The following is a 16507-nucleotide window of genomic DNA, read 5'->3' on the forward strand; positions in this document are numbered from 1 at the left end:
CCGGATCGTGCGGAGTCCGTGAACGGCCCGGAGCGCACCACGCAAACGTCGACGTCGACCACACGTCCGCCGCGCCTTCGTGGCCGCGGAAGACGCCTGTCCGTCTGTGCAGGAGCCGACCAAGGGGGCGCGATGAGCCCAGCTCCCATCGCCGCGACCACCACCGCACCGCGTGCCACCACCACGGCCCATCCGGCCACCAGCCCGGCCACCAGCGCCGGCGCGCACGCCGAGGCGGCCGCCGTCGAGTGGCAACCGCGGGCACCCGCCTGGCGGCGCCGGCTCGTCGCGTCGCAGCTGCTGACCGATGCCGCGGCCATCACGTCGTCCCTGGTCATCGCCTATCTGGCCCGGTTCGGGGGCACCACGTGGGAGGTGCGCGAGACCGTCTCCTACGGCTGGGCCGGCGCCGCCATCGGGCTCGCCTGGCTGCTCGCGCTCGGGCGGTCTCGCGAGGTGCGCGTCGTCGGCGTCGGCCTCACCGAGTACCAGCGCGTGCTCGGCGCCACGATGCTCACGTTCGGCGGGCTCGCGATCGTCGCGTTCCTCGGGCGGCTGGAGATCGCGCGCGGGTACCTCGCCGTCGCCCTCCCCCTCGGGGTCGTGCTGCTCCTGCTCGGCCGCTGGGCCTGGCGGGGCGCGCTGCGCCGGATGCGCCGCGCCGGCCGCTGCCTCACCGGGGCGGTCGTCGCCGGGCCCGCCGCCGACGTCGCCCGCGTCGTCGAGCAGCTCCGCACCAACCTGCGCGCCGGCTACCGGCCCATCGCGGTGTGCCGCACGGACGGGCTCCGGGAGACGCTCGCGAGCGGGCCTGTGCCCGTCGCGCGCCGGCCGGGCGTGCCGGAGCCCGGTCCCCTGCCGTCCGTCCCGTTCGAGGAGCTCGTCGACGTCACCCGCCGTACGCGCACGCGGGCGGTCATCGTGGCGGGCGAGCTGCCGGGCGGGCCCGCCCGGCTGCGCGACCTCGGGTGGTCGCTCGAGGACGCCCGGGCCGAGCTCATCCTCGTCTCGCAGCTCACCGACGTCGCCGCGCCGCGCGTCCACCTGCGCCCGCTCGACGGGCTGCCCATGGTCCAGGTCGACCTCGCCCGGCACTCCGGGGTCAACCACGTGGTCAAGCGGGTGTTCGACGTCGTCGGGGCCCTCGTGGCCCAGGTGCTGCTCGCGCCCGTGTTCGTGGCCGTCGCGCTCGCCGTCAAGCTCGACGACGGCGGCCCGGTGATCTTCCGGCAGGAGCGGGTCTGCCAGCGCGGCGGCCGCTTCACGATGTACAAGTTCCGCTCCATGGTGGTCGACGCCGAGGAGCGCCGCGCCGGCCTGGAGGACGGGGTCGAGCGCGGGGTCGAGCGCGGGCTCGAGCCCGCGAACGAGGGCGGCGGCGTCCTCTTCAAGCTCCGCGCCGACCCGCGCACCACGCGCGTGGGGCGCCTGATCCGGCGCCTGTCCCTCGACGAGCTGCCGCAGCTGTGGAACGTGCTGCGCGGCGACATGAGCCTGGTGGGCCCCCGCCCGCCGCTCCCGAGGGAGGTCGAGCGCTACGAGGGGCACACCACGCGGCGCCTCCTCATCAAGCCCGGCGTCACCGGCCTGTGGCAGGTGAGCGGCCGCTCGCGGCTCACCTGGGAGGAGAGCGTGCGGCTCGACCTCTACTACGTCGAGAACTGGTCGCTCGGCCTCGACCTGCTCGTGCTGCTCCGCACCGTCCGCGCCGTCGTCGCCCGCGACGGCGCCTACTGAGGCGTCGCACGCCTCACCACCAGAGACTCTCTGAGAGGCAAGGAACGACCATGTCCGGTCCTGCTCTTCTCGTCTGCTCCGGCGGCGGGCACCTGAAACAGCTCTTCACGCTCGCGGCCCGCCTCGGGATCACGCCCGGCGACCAGGTCTGGGCGACGTTCGACAACCCGCTCAGCCGCTCGCTGCTGCGGGGTCGGGAGGTGGTACACATCCCGTACGCCGGCCCGCGCGACGCCGCGGGCATCCTGCGGACGCTCGGGCGGGCGCACCACATCGTGGCCTCGCGCCGCTTCGAGCTCGCGGTGAGCACGGGCTCGAGCCCTGCCGTGACGTTCCTGCCGTGGGCCGCCCGGCGGGGGGCGCGCGCCCTGTACATCGAGAGCGCGGCACGCGCCGACGGCCCGTCCCTGAGCGGCCGCATCCTCGGCCACGACCCGCGCGTCGCGACCTACACGCAGTACCCCGCCTGGGCGGACGCCGAGTGGAGCTACCACGGGTCGATCTTCGACGGGTTCGCCCCCGCGCCGCAGAGCGGCACCCGGAGGCTGCGCCGCGCCGTCGTCACGCTCGGCACACAGGAGCGGTACGGCTTCGCGCGGCTGCTGCGGGCGCTCGTCCCGCTGCTGCGCGGGTGCGAGGTGCTGTGGCAGGTCGGGGTCACGGGCGCCCACGAGGCGGCCGAGCTCGGCGTCCCCGACGCCCGCGTCGGCGTGCCGCACAACGAGCTCTCCGCGGCGATCGCGGAGGCGGACGTCGTCGTCGCGCACGCCGGAACGGGCTCGGCGCTCACGGCGTTCGAGCAGGGGCGGTGCCCCGTCCTGGTGCCCCGGCTCGCCCAGCACGGCGAGCACGTCGACGACCACCAGCTCCAGATCGCGCGCGAGCTGGAGCGCCGCGGGCTCGCCGTCACGCGCAGCCCGGAGGACCTCACGCTCGACGTCCTGGAGGAGGCGGCCGCCCGCGCGGTGCGCCGCGTGGAGGCCCCGCCGATCGACCTGGACGCCCCCGCGCCGGCCTGACGCCCCGTCTGGCCCTGCCCCTGCCCGGAGTCCGCCGATCGAGGCCGGGGGTCACCCCATCGACGCCCCGGCGACGTCCGGGCTCATCGGCGTCCCCTCGATCGACGTCGCGGCCGGCGTGCGGTCTCCCGACGGCGTGATCCGGGCCGACGAGACGTCCGTGAGACGCAGGTCGCCCGCGTCCCGGTCGGCGACGCGGACCTGGCCCGTCCGGTTGCCGTCCCGCCCCACGACGGCGGGCACCGCGCACGCCTTGGCGTTCCACTTCTCGATGATCGAGTTGGTCACGGGCGCGTCGCACGTCGAGATGTACTCGACGATGTTGCGGTCGAACACCATGCCCTCGAGCGGGTCGACGCGCACCGAGCCGTCCATGAACGTGTTGTTGCGGACCGTGACGTTCTTGACGGTGAGCTCGCGCAGGTCGGTCGCCGACCCGCCGCGGCACCGCTCCGTCTTGACCACGCAGCCCTGGATGAAGTTCGACTCGACGAGCAGGCCGTCGCTGCCCTCGCGGCGTCCGGGCGAGATGATCAGCCCCGCGTTGTAGCAGTTGGACAGCCGGTTGCCGCGGATCGTCACCTGCTTCGAGTCGAAGATCTGGATGCAGTCGGCGTGCAGGCCGTTGTCCTTCGCCTGGTCGTAGTCGCGCACCGTGTTGCCCTCGATGAGCACGTCCTCCGCGCCGCCGATCTGGATGCCGTCCACGGAGCTGCCGTTCTCGAGCAGCGAGTCGACGACGGTCACGTGCTTGGACCGGACGAACAGCCCCGTGCCGTCGACGTGCGCCCGCTCGATGCGCGTGTGCTCCGCCGGCCCGTTGACGAACCACACGCCCGTCACCGTCAGGCCGCGCCACGTCACGTTGGGGACGTCGAGGCCGAGCCGGTCGAAGCTCGCGACCACGCCCTCGGGCGCCTCCACGACGACGGGCGGGTCCAGCGCGGCCAGCCGGTCGTCGGCGGCGAGGTCCATGGAGCCGTACTCGCCTGCCGCGAGCTCCACGCGGGTGCCCGCCTCGGCGATCCCCAGCGCCGACGCGAGCGCGCACGCCGTCTGCGGCGCCTGGCAGTCGCCCGCGCCGCCGGGGCTCGCGTAGATCGTCCCGGCGTCCCCGGAGCCGGCGTCGGGGCTGGGCGACACCGGGGCCGACGACTGAGGCCCTGCCGTGGGCGGCGGCCCGCCCGTGCAGCCCGCCAGGGCCGCTCCCCCGAGCAGCAGCGCCGCGACCAGCACCGCCCGTGCCGGCGACGCCGCCCTCATCCCGCTCCCCCGGCCGCCGCCTGGCCGGCCGTCCACGCCTGCCAGGCGACCTCCGCGATCCTGGCCTGCCCCGTCGCGGACGGGTGGAAGTGGTCGATGCTCGACATGTCCTCCGGGGCGAACCGCACGTCGTGCAGCGCCCCGCCGTCGGACACGCACGTGGGCAGCGCCGTGCACGCGGTGGCGATGGCGGCGTTGAAGTCACGGACGCGCTGGTCGACCGCCGCGCGCCGGGCGGCGTCGTCGGACGACGTGGAGTCGGCGTGCCACAGCAGGGAGCGGCAGCTCGGGCTCTTGCTCCACAGGCCGACGGCGTCGGGGTCGTCCTTGCCGAGCTCCCAGATCTGGTTGAGGTCGGGCACGGACATCGCGAGCAGGGTCGCGTCGGGCAGGCCGTCGGCGAGCTCCTGGAGCAGGGTCGTCATGCTCGCGGCGAACTCCTCGGCCGACGTCATGTCGTCGAAGGTGCGCGCGCAGGCGTCGTTCGCGCCGAGCAGCACGGTGACGACGTCGGGCTTGCGGTCGACGATCTCCTGGACGTGGTCGAGCGCCTCGCCCACCGTGGCGCCCTCCATGGCGAAGGGCAGCGTGGCGGGCCGGGCGCTGCCCGAGCCGCCGAGGCGCGTCGCGAACGAGTCGACGCCGGGGGCCGTGCCGAGCGCCCACGAGTCGTCGAGGCAGGGCCCCGGCTCGTCGCAGGCGTTGACGCCGAGCGTGATCGAGTCGCCGACGGCCGCGACCGACGCGACCGCCCCGGCGTCGGGCGACGCGGACGGGCGCGGCGCGGACGACGACGGCGCCGCGTCGGGCGACCGCGGCGCGGCCGCGGACCCGCCGCCCGTGCACGCGGCCGCGGAGGCCACGAGCAGGACGGCGACGACGGCGACCCCGGCGCGGCGGCTCACGGGGCGGCGGGCGGCACGGCGGCTCACGGAGCTGCGGGCGGTGCGGGCTGCGGTTCTCATGCGGCGGTCCTCACGGTCGGGTCGGGGGCGGACCGGTCCTGGCGCGGGCGCCGGACCTGCCGGGCGAACGAGACGATGCGGGCGACGTCGCGCCGGTAGCCCGGCAGGACGAGCGCGGCGCCGAGCACCGCGACCCCGGCCGCGAGCGCCAGCGCGAGGACGACGGCGTCGGGCGCGACGACGAGCCGGGAGACGGCGAACGCGGCGGCGAAGCAGGGCAGCACGAGGACGGCGGGCCGCACGAGGGGCGCGACGACGTCGGCCCCGGTGACGAACGTGCCGTGGATGGCGTACGCGAACCCGGGCACGAGGAGGGCGCACGTGACGATGCCGTAGACGAGGGCGAGCCCCTGGACGCCGTCCCAGGCGATGCCGGCGAAGAACCCGGCGACGACGAGGGGCCGGGTGACGGCGTAGTACCCGAGCTGGCGGTGGGCGCGCCCGAGCGCGATGTAGAGCCAGCCCTGGACGTTGCCGACGGCCTGGGCGACGCCCGCGATGGCCAGGAGCGCGAAGATCGTGGCGGCGAGGTGCCACTGCGGCCCGAGGGCGACGGCGACGAGGGGCCGGGCGGTGCCGGCGAGCAGCGCGTACCCGGGCAGGGCGGCGTACCCGATGACGAGCATCGCGGAGCGGACGTAGCGGCGGAACCGGTCGGCGTCGTCGCGCAGGGCGGACAGGACGGGCAGGGCGACGCGGCCGAGGGGGCCGGTGAGCTGCTGGAGCGGCAGCAGGAAGAGGGAGTAGGCGCGCGAGTACTGGCCGAGCACGGCGGACCCGAGCTGGTGGCCGACGATGACGTTGTCGAGGTTGCGGGCGGCGTAGTTGAGCACCTGGACGCCGAGGATGGACCCCCCGGTGCCGACGAGGGGCAGGACGTCGCGGTCGACGTGGGGCCGCCCGAAGCGGGGGCGGACGGCGACCCACAGCTCGACGAGCCGGGTGACCTGGCCGAGGCCGGCGAGCACGACGAGCGACCAGACGCCCCACCCGGCCAGGGCGGCGGCGACCGCGCCGAGCACCCCGGCGGCCGTGGAGGTGACGTCGATGCGGGCGAGCAGGCCGAAGCGCAGGCTCCGCTGGGCGCCGGCCTGGAGCGGCATGGCGAGGCCGTTGAGCAGCAGCGTGGGGGCGATCGCGAGGGTCAGGACGACGAGGCGCGGCTCGCCGTACAGGCTCGCGACGAGGGGCGCGGCGGCGGCGACGAGCGCGGAGAGCGCGAGGCCGAGGCCCGCGGAGAACCAGAGCACGCCCTGCCACGTCCGCTGGTCGAGGTCGCGCGCCTGGATGATGGCGCCCGTCATGCCGAAGTCGCGCAGCAGGTCGGCGACGCCGACGATCGCCATGACCATGGCGACGAGGCCGAAGTCTGCGGGCACGAGCAGGCGTGCGAGGACGACGGTGGACCCGAGCTGGAGGAGCGAGCGCGTCCACAGGCCGCCCATGGTGAGCGCGACGCCGCGCGACGCGGTGTGCGCGAGACCGCCCCGGGGCGCGGAGGTGCCGGGTGCAGAGGTACCGGGCGCGGAGGTGCCGGGCGCGGGGGCGCTCATGGGCGCACCGCCAGGCCGCGGCTCGTGTCGTCCCTGTTCCACGTGACGGGCGCGCGCCGGACGGCGTCGAGCCGTGCCCGGAGCAGCGGCAGCCCGTAGCCGACGCAGTAGACGGCGAACGCGGGCCACAGCGTGGGCCGGGCCGCGACGCGCCGCGCGAGCGCGAGGCGCCCCGGGCCGGTGCGGCCGCCGGGCGACCGGTCACCCTGCGGCCAGTCACCCAACGGCCAGTCGCCCGGCGGCCGGGCGAGGCCGAGCGCCGCGAGCTGGTGGTTGCCGCGGTGGATGCGCGTGCCGCGCCGCAGCAGGGCGCGCAGGGTGCGGGGCGCGCGGACCGTGAACGTGCGGTCCGGGAGCGTGAGCCGTTCGGCGGGGGCGAAGCGCTGCTGCACGAACCGGTCGTCGGCGACGACGTCGGGGAACGTGCCCCACCGTGCGCGGCCCGCCGCGTTGACGGCGTAGACGCCGGAGCCGACGTGGTCGGTGCGGCGGTACTCGGACAGCGCCCACACCCGGTAGTGCTGCCGCACGGCCCAGCCGGACCCGGTGGTGTCGACGTGCATCGTCGGCGCCCCGACGGCGGCGCCGGGCCGCTCCCGCAGGGCGTCCGCGAGGGCGAGGAGCGTCGCGCCGTCGACGACGACGTCGGCGTCGAGGTAGATCCGTGGGAAGGCGCGCGCGGCGGCGTCCCCGGCGTCGAGCGCGGCGGTCTTGGACGCCGCGGCGACCTCCACGACCCGCACGCCCGCGTCGCGGGCGACCTGTGCGGTCGCGTCCGTGCACCCGTTGGCGACGACGACGACGTCGAGCGCCCCCGTGCCGACGGCCCCGGCGAGGCGGGCGAGCAGCGCGGGCAGCACGGCGGCCTCGTCGTGGGCCGGGACGATCACGGAGGCGGCGGGCGTCATGGCACGTCCGCCTCCCGCGCCACCGGCACGGGCGCGTGCGGCGGGCTGCCGTCCGTGAGCAGCCACCCGCCGACGGCGAGCAGGATCGCGAGCAGCAGGAACGTCTGGAGGAACCCGAAGGCGTCGTAGAAGAACAGCGCGACGCCGTACCCGAGGACGCTCGCCGCGAGCGCGAACGCGAGCATCGCGTCCCGCTCCGGGACGTCCTTGCGCAGCGCGTGCCGCAGCAGCGCCACGACGGGCACGATCACGAGCACGGCGAGGCCGGCCACGCCGAGCGCCCCGGCGTCGAGCTGCGTGCCGAGCACCTGGTTGTCGAGGATGAACGCGTTGGCGTCGTCGCCGACCACGACGCGCGACCCGACGCCCGTGCCGAAGAACGGGTGCTGGAGGGCCAGGCCCGTGGCAGGGCCGAGGTCGGCGAGGCGGCCGGCGCCCGTCCAGCCCGCCGAGGTGTACTGCGAGGCCACGAGCTCCTCGGGGTCGAGGAACGAGCCGACGAGCGACCCGAAGACCTTGGGCTGCACCACCGTGCCGAGGAGCAGCACGGGCACGCCCACGACGAACAGCAGCCGCGCGAGCTGCGGGCGCAGCACGGCCGCGAGCAGGAACATCGTCCCCAGCACGACGACGGCGGTGCGGCTGATCGCGGCGGCCACGCCGAGCAGCGTGCAGGCGAGCACGCCCGCGTAGAAGAGGCGCCGGTTGACGGGGTGCCGCGGCCAGACGGCGTACCGGGCGAGGTACACGCCGACCGGGAGCAGCATGCACAGCAGCACGGCGAGCGCGATGGGGTGCTGCGCCGAGCCGTACGCGCGGGCGCCGCCGGCGCGCAGGGACTCGTCGGCGTCGCGCAGGAGCGTCAGCGGCAGCACGCTGCCCAGCTTGAGGAACACGTTGACGTGCGTCGCGCGCTCGAACCCGGCCGCGAGCCCGATGAGCGCGCCCGACCAGGACAGGCCTGTGAGCAGCACGGTCACGACCTGCCGGGTCCGCGCGACCTGGCGCACCACGACCAGCACCGCGGGGGCGATGAGCAGGTTGACCAGGCCGCCGAGCGCGTCGCCGACGTGACCCTGGTCGGAGAGCGAGCGGATGTTGACGACGACGGACACGAGCATGGTGGCGAGGAACACCAGCACCGGCACGCCGAAGCGCACGGGCCGCCACCGGAAGGCGGGGTTCACGAGCAGGTCCGCGACGACGACGAGCAGCGTCAGCGTGACCAGCACGCGGTAGGGCTCGAGCGCGAAGGGCAGCGGGATCGGGACCGCGTACCGGCGGATCGGCACGAACATGACCACCGCGACCAGCAGGAACAGCCATGTCTCGCGGCGGCGCAGCAGGCCGCGCGCCAGGTAGAGGCCCGCCACGAGCAGCGCGGCCGCGCCGGTGTAGGGCGGCGGCAGGGCCCACGCCGCGGCCAGCAGGGCGACCGCGACCGCGACGATCCAGGCCGTCTCGCGCCGCGTCGGCCGGGCGGCCAGGGTCGGCGTCGTCATCCCGGGTCCTGGTCAGCGCTCGCCGGTGACCGCGGGGACGTGCTCCGCGCCCACGGCGTCGCCGGGACGCTCGCCGGGCTGCTCGGCGACCTCCCGGACGCGGCGCCGCAGCGGCAGGCGCGCCCGCGGCCGGCGCGTGAGGTGCCGGACCCGCTCGGGGCCGACGCCGCGCCGCTGGCGCGCGTTCTCGAGGATGAACGCCAGCGCCACGAACACGAGCAGCACGCCGCCCGCGGTGACGACGACGGGGATCGCGGGGTTGGACGCGTCGGCCTCGGTGGCCGGTTCCGCGTCGAGCCTGCTGAGCTCGACGCGCTCGTCCTTGGGCATCGCGACCGCGTCCTGCTGGCCCTCGACCTCGTTCACGAACGCGTCGGTGGCGGCGGCAGAGATCGCCTCGGCCCGGTCGGGATCGCTCGAGACGCCGACGACGTCCAGGATCGGCAGCGACATGCGGCCCGGGAACGTCTCGTCCCCGCCGGGCTGCGTGGTGCGGCGCAGCGCGGTGATCTGCTCGTCGTCGGCGAGCGGGCCGAGCTGGTCCTCGACGGTCTTGCGCACCTGCGCCCCTGCGACCACGTACGCGTAGACGACGGCCGCCTGCGTGAGGTCCTTCTGGACGGGCGCGGTCTGCCCCTGGGTGACGGTCTGGCCGGGCACCTGGGCCTGGTACAGCGGCTGGCTGGGGCTGCCCACCAGCACCGTCGTCGACGCGGAGTAGGAGTGGACGGCCCGGGACACGACCCGGCCGCCCTGGAGGGTGAACCCGGCCAGCAGGCCGGCGAGGACGGCGACCACGGCTCCGGCGAGCAGCAGCCGACGGTGGGTCCACAGCACTTCGAGGTATCTGGGCACGTCCACGGCGGAACGCTCCTTCCGATCGCTACCCGTTCACACGGGTCGACGGGGAGGGGTCTCGACGCCCGACCTGAGGTCAGCGTGGGCGACGCGTGTTAGCCGCGCCTGCGCCGGACGGCTGCGGGGCGGTCAACGAGGGGTCCAGAGCGGGTGATCCGACGGTGAAACCTTGCACCCACGCCCGCCCGCACCGCAAGGTGTGATAGCAGAGACACCGAAGTGCACCCGGTTTTTCCCCCGCACCGGACGGAGCACGATCGTGGCCCCTTCCTCGCTCGACCCCCCAGGTCCCGGGACCGAACCCGACCGCCTCACGGTCCTCTACAGCTTCCCGCACCCGTTCGGCAGCGCCGGCATCGGGTGGACGGCCTGGAACCAGGTCGCCGAGCTCGTGGCGGCGCGGCACCGCGTCCACCTCGTGACCACGAGCGTCGTCCGGCCGGTGCCCGGCCTGACCTCGCTCACGACGACGCTCGCCGTCGCCGGGCTGCGCGTGCCGCACCGGGCGGTCGGGCGGGCCCGCGCGTTCCGGCACCACGACCGGGTCGCGGCGCGCATGACCGGGCGGCTCGCGGCGCGCTCCGCCGGGCACCTCGACGTCGTCCACGCCTGGCCCGCGGCCTGCCTCGAGACGCTCCGCTCCGCCCGGTCCGCCGGGGTCGCGGCCGTGCGCGAGGTGCCCAACACGCACACCGCGCACGCGTTCGAGGTGGTCGCCGCCGAGTGCGCGCGGCTCGGCGTCGCGCTGCCGGACGGCCTGGCGCACGCCGGGTCCCCCGAGCGGCTCGCGCTCGAGGAGGCGGAGTTCGGCGCCGCCACGGCCCTCCTCGTCCCCGCCGAGCACGTGCGCCGGACGTTCCTCGACCGCGGCACCGCCCCGGAACGGCTGCTGCGCCACCGGTACGGCTACCGGCCCCCCAGCGACACTGCCGGGGACGCCACCCGTCCCGCGCGCGCCCGGGACGGGCGGCCCTTCACCGCGGTGTTCCTCGGCCGGGGCGAGCCGCGCAAGGGGCTGCACCACGCGCTCGAGGCCTGGGCGCGCTCGCGCGTCGCGGTCCGCGGCGGCCGGTTCCTGGTCCACGGCAACCTCGACCTCGTGCCCGCGTACCGGGACCTGCTCGCCCCCCTGCTCACGGTCCCCGGCGTCGAGGTGCGGCCCTTCGCGTCCGACGTCCCGGCCGTGCTCGCCGACGCCGACGTGCTGCTGCTGCCCACGCTCGAGGAGGGCAGCGCCCTCGTCACGTACGAGGCCCAGGCCGCCGGAGTCGTCCCCCTCGTCTCGACGGCGGCCGGTGCCGTGCTCGACGACGGCGTCCACGGGCTGCTCCACGCGCCCGGCGACGTCGCCACGCTCACCGCGCAGCTCGACCGGCTGGCCGACGACCCCGCGCTGCTGCACCGCCTCGCGGCGGCGGCCGCAGCGCACGCGCCCGACCTGACGTGGGCGGCCGCGAGCGTGCGGCTCGTCGCGGCGTACCGGGACGCGATGCTCCTGACGGCGGGAGGCGCGCGTGCCGAGGCCGCCTGACACCACGCCGGCTGACGCCCTGCCGTCTGACGCCCCGCCGCCTGGCACCCTGCCGCTGGCGGGCCCGCCCGGCGGCGCGCCGGGGCCCGCCGACCTCGCCGTCGTCGTGTGCTCGCGCGACCGGGCGGCGCTGCTGCGGCGGGCGCTCGCGGCGGTCGCGGCGGCGACGCCGGCCGAGGTCGAGGTGGTGGTCGTGGACTCGGGCTCGCGCACGGGCGACACGGCCGCGGTCGCGGCCGAGGCGGGCGTCCGGGTCGTGCGGTGCGACGTGCCGGGCCTGTCGATCGCCCGCAACGAGGGGCTCGCCGCGACCGCGCGTCCCTTCGTCCTCTTCACCGACGACGACTGCCTCGCCGTCCCCGGGTGGACGGGCGCGGCGCTGCGGTGGTTCGCCGACCCGGCCGTCGTCGCGGTCACGGGGCGCATGCTCGACCACGAGCTCGCCGCCGACGCCGACGCCCCCCGCCCGCCGCGCCGGGTCACGCGCGCGGTCGACGGGCTCGACGCGGGCCACGGGGCGCTCATGGCGTTCCGCCGGGCGAGCGTGCTCGACGCCGGCGGCTTCGACACCGTCCTCGGCGCCGGGCGGGCGCTCGCGGGGGCCGAGGACCTGGACATGTTCGTGCGGCTGCTCGCCGCGGGCGGCGTCGTCGTCGCGGACGAGGCGGGCGTGGTGCTCCACGCCAACACGCGCGCCGGCGCGGACCACGCCGCGCTGTACCGCGGCTACGGGCGCGGGCTGGGGGCCCTGGTGGCCAAGTGGCTGCGACTGCGGCCGCGCACGGGGGCCCGCCTCGCGGCGACGGTGGTGCGGCGGGCGGTGCGACGCTGGCTGCGGGCGCGCGCCGGGCTTCAGGGCAGCGGGATGCACGGCGGTGGGATGCACGGCGGTGGGCTGGGCAGCCTGGTCAGCGGCCTGGTGAGCGGCGGCGACCGCCGCACCGCGGCCGCGCAGCGCGCGCTGCTGCACGGCGTGGTGAGCGGGTGGCGCACCGCGTGGCGGCTGCCGCTGCGCGGCACGGTGTTCGTCGACGTGACACCGCCCGCGCCCGTCACGCTCGCCGCCGACGTCACAGGGACCGCAGGGACCACCTCGGGAGCGCACCGTGCCCCGTGACCACCGCCCCGTGTCCGTCGAGCTGCTCGGCACGCTCGACGAGAAGTTCGTCGCCAACGTCCTGGTGTTCGAGCACGCCACGCCCTGCGCGGGCCTGCTGCTCGACGGCGGCCCGTTCCGGACGCCCTCCGGCGGGCTCGACCGCGACCTGGTGCTCCGCTCGCTCGCCCGCGGCCTCGGGTCGGCGCCCGAGCTGCTGCGCCGCCTGCGGCCCGCGCCGCTGGGGCTCACGACGCCGGCCTGGGTGCCCGACGACGACGTCGACGTCGCCGCCCACGTGCGGTTCCACCCGGACGTGGTCGCGGCCGACGGGCCGGAGCTGCCCCGGCTGCTCGCGGGCCGGCTCAACGCCCCGCTCGACCCGCGCCGCCCGCTGTGGAACACCGTCGTCGCGGAGGTCGACGACGGGCGCGTCGCCGTCGCCTGGCGCATCCAGCACGCGGTGGGCGACGGGCTGTACGGCATGCGGCTGCTCGACGCCATCACCGACCCCGACGCGCCGCCCGTGACCCGGACGCACCGGCCGCCGCGCTCGGGCGGCGAGCTGCTGCTCGTCGCATGGTCGCAGTGGCGGCGGCACCAGACCGGGTTCACGGGCGCCTGGCACGAGTACTGGCGCAAGCCCTTCCGCCGGCGGCTGCGCCGCTGGGGCGGGCGGCTGGTGCGCCCTCTGCGCAACCGCGCCATCGAGGCGCGCGGGCTCGCCGCGACCCTCGTGCCCGGGCGGCGGTACGCGTTCACGGTGCACGACCTGCGGTCCGTGACGCGGCGCGCGCACGCGCTCGGCGGGTCGGTGCACGACCTCACGGTCGCGCTCGCGCTCGTCGCCCTGGACCGCGTGCAGCGGGACCCCGCCGGGCCGCGGCTCGGCGTCCCGATCTCGCACCGGTCCGCCCGCGGCGACCGGCGCAACCACGTGCGCATGACCGTCGTCGGGATCCCCGCGGGCAGCACGCTGGAGGACGCGGTGCCGCTCGTGCACGCCGCGGTGGCCGCGGCCGCCGCGACCGCCCCCGCCCCGACGACGACGGCGCCGGGGGCGGCCGCGCCCCGCACCCACCACGGGTACGCCAGCTTCGTCCCGTGGCAGCCGCGCCCGCGCCGGCTCGGGCCCGCGCTCGTCGAGGGCGCCGTGCTGTGGCCCGTGCTCGACCCGGCCGACGACATCGCCGTCTTCGGCTCGTCGTACGCCGACACGTTCACGCTCGCCGTCGTCGGGTCCACGAGCGTCGACGTCGACGCCGTGGAGAAGGTCATCGACCAGCTCGTGCACGACGCAACCCCCCGGGACGGTGAGTCATGAACGGCAGACGATGGCCCGGAGCCCTGCGCTCCCTGACGGACGGGCGCGTGTACCTCCACGCGCTGCGCCTCGCGCACTTCAGCGCGTACGCGCACGTGCGGCAGGTCCGCCTGCTGCGCCGCGGCCCGGGCGTGACGTTCGCGCCCAACGTGTCGTTCCGCAACGCGGAGCGCATCACGCTCGGCGCGGGCACCCACGTGGGCGAGCACGGCGTCATCTGGGCGGGCAACCGGACGGGCCGGGTCGTGCTCGGCGAGAAGTGCCTGCTGGGGCCGCACGTCACGCTCACGGCGTCGAACTACGGGATCGAGCTCGGCACGCCCGTCATGGACCAGCCGACGGTCGAGCGTGACATCGTGCTCGGCCGGGACGTGTGGCTCGGCGCCAACGTCGTCGTCACCGCCGGGGTGACCATCGGCGACGAGGTCGTCGTGGGCGCCGGGGCCGTCGTCACGCACGACCTGCCGCCCGGCTGCGTCGCCGCGGGCGTCCCGGCCCGCGTCATCGGCTGGCGGCCGGCCGCGGCGCGCGACGGGGTCCCCGAGCCCGTCCCGGCGACGGAGGTGGCACCGTGACGACCGCGCGCACGCGGCTCGTCAGCGTCGTCGTCGTCACGTACGACACGCGGGACGAGACCCTCGTCGCGCTGCGGTCCGTCGCCGGAGGCTTCACGACGACGGGGCACGAGCTCGTCGTCGTCGACAACGGCACCGACGGCACCGCCGACGCCGTCCGCGCCGAGCTGCCCGGCGTCGTCGTCGAGCCCGGCGCGAACGTCGGGTTCGCGGCCGCCGTGAACCTCGCCGTCGCGCACGCGAGCGGCGACGGCGTGCTGCTGCTCAACCCGGACACCCAGGTGCTGCCCGGGGCGCTCCAGCGGCTCGTCGACTTCGCCGACGCCCACCCGGCGCACGGCCTGTACGGCGGGCGCACGCTGCGACCCGACGGCACCACCGACCCGTCGTCGTGCTGGGGCGAGCCGTCGCTGTGGTCGCTCGCGTGCTTCGCCCTCGGGCTCACGACGGCGTTCCGCCGCTCGAGGCTGCTCGACCCGGAGTCGCTGGGCCGGTGGGAGCGCGACACGGTGCGCGAGGTGCCCGTCGTCACCGGCTGCCTGCTCTTCGCGCCGCGCCCGGTGTGGGACGCGCTCGGCGGGCTCGACGAGACGTACTTCCTCTACGGGGAGGACGCCGAGCTGTCGGTCCGGGCGCGGCGGCGCGGGCTGCGGCCCGTCGTCGTGCCGGACGCGACGATCGTGCACGCCGTCGGCGGCTCGACGGCGTCGAGCGGTCGGAAGCTCTGCATGGTCCTGGCCGGCAAGACGACGCTGCTGCGGAGCACGTGGCACCCGGTGGCCGCGCGGGCGGGCGTCGCCATGCTGGCGACGGGGGTGCTGCTGCGCGCCCGTCTCGAGACGCGGCGCGGGCGCGACGGGCACTGGGCCCTGGTGTGGGAGCGGCGCGCCGACTGGCTGCCGGGGTACCCGCACGCGCGCGGCGCGCTGTTCGGCGAGCCCGACCGGCCCGCACCGGACCCCGCGGCGCCGGGCCACACCGCGGGGGCTGCGGCATGAGCCGCGCCGCAGCACCGGGGCGGCCGCGGCCCCTCGTGGTGGAGGCCGAGCCCGCCTTCCGCACCGCGCACGCCAACCCGTACAACGCGAGCCTGTACCGGGCCGTGCAGCGTCGCGGCGTCGTGGTGCACGACCTCTCGCTGCGCCGGCTCCTGACCCGCCACGTCGACGTCGTCCACCTGCACTGGCCGGACCTCACGTTCCTGTCCTCGCACCGCCCCCTCGCGGTGCTCGTGCGGCTCGCGTCGTTCTTCGCCGCGCTCGGGGTCGCGCGCCTGCGCGGCACGCGGCTGGTCTGGACGGCGCACAACCTCGCGAGCCACGAGACACGCTCGACGCCCGCGCTGCGCACGCTCTACCGGCGGCTCCTCGTGGCCAACATCGACGGCATCCTCACGCTCACGCACGACGGCGCCGCCGCGGTGCAGGCCGCGCACCCGGAGCTCGGCGACGTGCCCACGTTCGTGACACCGCACGGCCACTACCGCGACGACTACGACCTGACCGTCCCGCGCGACCGGGCCCGCGAGGCGCTCGACGTCGCTCCCGGGGCGCGGCTCGTCGTGACCGTGGGCCAGATCCGCCCGTACAAGAACGTGCCGCGCCTCATGGAGGTGTTCGCGCAGGTGGACGCCCCCGACGCGCGGCTCGCCGTCGTCGGGAAGCCCGCGGGCGGCGTCAGCGCCGCCACGCTGCGCGAGCTCGCCGCGGCCGACGCCCGCATCGTCACCGAGCTCGCGTTCCTCACGGGCGACCGGCTCGCGCTGTGGCTGCGCGCCGCCGACCTCGTCGTGCTGCCCTACCGGCAGATCCAGAACTCGGGCTCGGCGCTGCTCGCCCTGTCCGCGGACCGGCCCGTGCTCGTGCCCGCCATCGGCGCCATGACCGAGCTCGCCGGCGCCGTCGGGCCGCGGTGGGTGCGCTGCTACGAGGGAGACCTCGACGCGGGCACGCTCGCCCGTGCCCTCGACTGGGCCGGCCAGGACCGGCCCGACCGCTGCGACCTCGGCGCGTTCGACTGGGACCGCATCGCGGACGCCACGGTCGACGCCTACGAGACCCTGCTCGCGTCCCCGCGCCGCAAGGTTCCCCACCCCGCGCTCGACGGCGCCCGATGAGTCCGCGCCCCACGGGAGTCGAAACCCCCGGGGGAATACCTCGCCGCCGTCGGGTGTAGG

Annotated in this window: 14 protein-coding genes; 8 read left to right on the top strand and 6 right to left on the bottom strand. The window is 76.5% G+C overall.

The window, feature by feature from the left end:
* The first annotated feature begins 132 nt into the window (after positions 1 to 132).
* Together ET471_RS05140 and ET471_RS05145 are read left to right on the top strand one after the other, a co-directional pair.
* Complete coding sequence (locus ET471_RS05140; RefSeq protein ID WP_129186901.1) at positions 133 to 1737, top strand: sugar transferase; 1605 nt, start codon at positions 133 to 135, stop codon at positions 1735 to 1737.
* A 50-nt stretch (positions 1738 to 1787) separates the two neighbouring features.
* On the top strand, positions 1788 to 2756 hold the full coding sequence (locus ET471_RS05145; RefSeq protein ID WP_129186902.1) for a glycosyltransferase: 969 nt from the start codon (positions 1788 to 1790) through the stop codon (positions 2754 to 2756).
* Between the two features lie 51 nt (positions 2757 to 2807).
* Here ET471_RS05145 and ET471_RS05150 read toward each other — a convergent pair whose 3' ends face one another.
* From ET471_RS05150 to ET471_RS05175, 6 genes are read right to left on the bottom strand one after another with little or no spacing between them, the layout of a single operon-like run.
* A complete protein-coding gene (locus ET471_RS05150; RefSeq protein WP_129186903.1) occupies positions 2808 to 4019 on the bottom strand; it encodes a right-handed parallel beta-helix repeat-containing protein in 1212 nt (403 codons plus the stop codon).
* Positions 4016 to 4984 (bottom strand): SGNH/GDSL hydrolase family protein, encoded by a 969-nt coding sequence (locus ET471_RS05155; protein ID WP_129186904.1) that lies wholly within the window; start codon positions 4982 to 4984, stop codon positions 4016 to 4018. Before ET471_RS05155 ends, ET471_RS05150 begins: the two co-directional genes overlap by 4 nt.
* Complete coding sequence (locus tag ET471_RS05160) at positions 4981 to 6537, bottom strand: lipopolysaccharide biosynthesis protein (RefSeq protein WP_129186905.1); 1557 nt, start codon at positions 6535 to 6537, stop codon at positions 4981 to 4983. Before ET471_RS05160 ends, ET471_RS05155 begins: the two co-directional genes overlap by 4 nt.
* Entirely contained in the window at positions 6534 to 7445 is a 912-nt protein-coding gene (locus ET471_RS05165) for a glycosyltransferase (RefSeq protein ID WP_129186906.1), read from the bottom strand. The genes ET471_RS05160 and ET471_RS05165 overlap by 4 nt, the downstream gene beginning before the upstream one ends.
* Positions 7442 to 8947 carry an O-antigen ligase family protein gene (locus tag ET471_RS05170; RefSeq protein WP_129186907.1) on the bottom strand — a complete coding sequence of 502 codons (1506 nt, stop codon included), beginning with the start codon at positions 8945 to 8947 and terminating at the stop codon, positions 7442 to 7444. The genes ET471_RS05165 and ET471_RS05170 overlap by 4 nt, the downstream gene beginning before the upstream one ends.
* Positions 8948 to 8959: 12 nt before the next feature.
* The gene (locus ET471_RS05175) at positions 8960 to 9808 is read right to left on the bottom strand and encodes a YveK family protein (protein WP_129186908.1); all 849 of its coding nucleotides are present in this window, start codon (positions 9806 to 9808) and stop codon (positions 8960 to 8962) included.
* A 256-nt stretch (positions 9809 to 10064) separates the two neighbouring features.
* Between ET471_RS05175 and ET471_RS05180 the strand changes: the two genes are divergently transcribed.
* From ET471_RS05180 to ET471_RS05205, 6 genes are read left to right on the top strand one after another with little or no spacing between them, the layout of a single operon-like run.
* Positions 10065 to 11336 (top strand): glycosyltransferase family 4 protein, encoded by a 1272-nt coding sequence (locus tag ET471_RS05180; RefSeq protein WP_129186909.1) that lies wholly within the window; start codon positions 10065 to 10067, stop codon positions 11334 to 11336.
* The gene (locus ET471_RS05185) at positions 11320 to 12453 is read left to right on the top strand and encodes a glycosyltransferase family 2 protein (protein WP_129186910.1); all 1134 of its coding nucleotides are present in this window, start codon (positions 11320 to 11322) and stop codon (positions 12451 to 12453) included. The genes ET471_RS05180 and ET471_RS05185 overlap by 17 nt, the downstream gene beginning before the upstream one ends.
* Positions 12443 to 13756, top strand: a complete 1314-nt coding sequence (locus tag ET471_RS05190) for a wax ester/triacylglycerol synthase domain-containing protein (RefSeq protein ID WP_129186911.1) — start codon at positions 12443 to 12445, stop codon at positions 13754 to 13756. Before ET471_RS05185 ends, ET471_RS05190 begins: the two co-directional genes overlap by 11 nt.
* Positions 13753 to 14331 (top strand): acyltransferase, encoded by a 579-nt coding sequence (locus ET471_RS05195; RefSeq protein ID WP_129186912.1) that lies wholly within the window; start codon positions 13753 to 13755, stop codon positions 14329 to 14331. Before ET471_RS05190 ends, ET471_RS05195 begins: the two co-directional genes overlap by 4 nt.
* Positions 14328 to 15329 carry a glycosyltransferase family 2 protein gene (locus tag ET471_RS05200; RefSeq protein ID WP_165350408.1) on the top strand — a complete coding sequence of 334 codons (1002 nt, stop codon included), beginning with the start codon at positions 14328 to 14330 and terminating at the stop codon, positions 15327 to 15329. Before ET471_RS05195 ends, ET471_RS05200 begins: the two co-directional genes overlap by 4 nt.
* Complete coding sequence (locus ET471_RS05205; protein WP_129186914.1) at positions 15326 to 16447, top strand: glycosyltransferase family 4 protein; 1122 nt, start codon at positions 15326 to 15328, stop codon at positions 16445 to 16447. Before ET471_RS05200 ends, ET471_RS05205 begins: the two co-directional genes overlap by 4 nt.
* The last annotated feature ends 60 nt before the right edge of the window (positions 16448 to 16507 follow it).

Source organism: Xylanimonas protaetiae (genome assembly GCF_004135385.1).
Lineage (GTDB): Bacteria > Actinomycetota > Actinomycetes > Actinomycetales > Cellulomonadaceae > Xylanimonas > Xylanimonas protaetiae.

Coding starts and splice junctions, on each gene's coding strand:
- ET471_RS05170 (WP_129186907.1), bottom strand. CDS start 8,947: ATGACGACGCCGACCCTGGCCGCCCGGCCGACGCGGCGCGAGACGGCC.
- ET471_RS05195 (WP_129186912.1), top strand. CDS start 13,753: ATGAACGGCAGACGATGGCCCGGAGCCCTGCGCTCCCTGACGGACGGG.
- ET471_RS05155 (WP_129186904.1), bottom strand. CDS start 4,984: ATGAGAACCGCAGCCCGCACCGCCCGCAGCTCCGTGAGCCGCCGTGCC.
- ET471_RS05205 (WP_129186914.1), top strand. CDS start 15,326: ATGAGCCGCGCCGCAGCACCGGGGCGGCCGCGGCCCCTCGTGGTGGAG.
- ET471_RS05160 (WP_129186905.1), bottom strand. CDS start 6,537: ATGAGCGCCCCCGCGCCCGGCACCTCCGCGCCCGGTACCTCTGCACCC.
- ET471_RS05150 (WP_129186903.1), bottom strand. CDS start 4,019: ATGAGGGCGGCGTCGCCGGCACGGGCGGTGCTGGTCGCGGCGCTGCTG.
- ET471_RS05165 (WP_129186906.1), bottom strand. CDS start 7,445: ATGACGCCCGCCGCCTCCGTGATCGTCCCGGCCCACGACGAGGCCGCC.
- ET471_RS05145 (WP_129186902.1), top strand. CDS start 1,788: ATGTCCGGTCCTGCTCTTCTCGTCTGCTCCGGCGGCGGGCACCTGAAA.
- ET471_RS05140 (WP_129186901.1), top strand. CDS start 133: ATGAGCCCAGCTCCCATCGCCGCGACCACCACCGCACCGCGTGCCACC.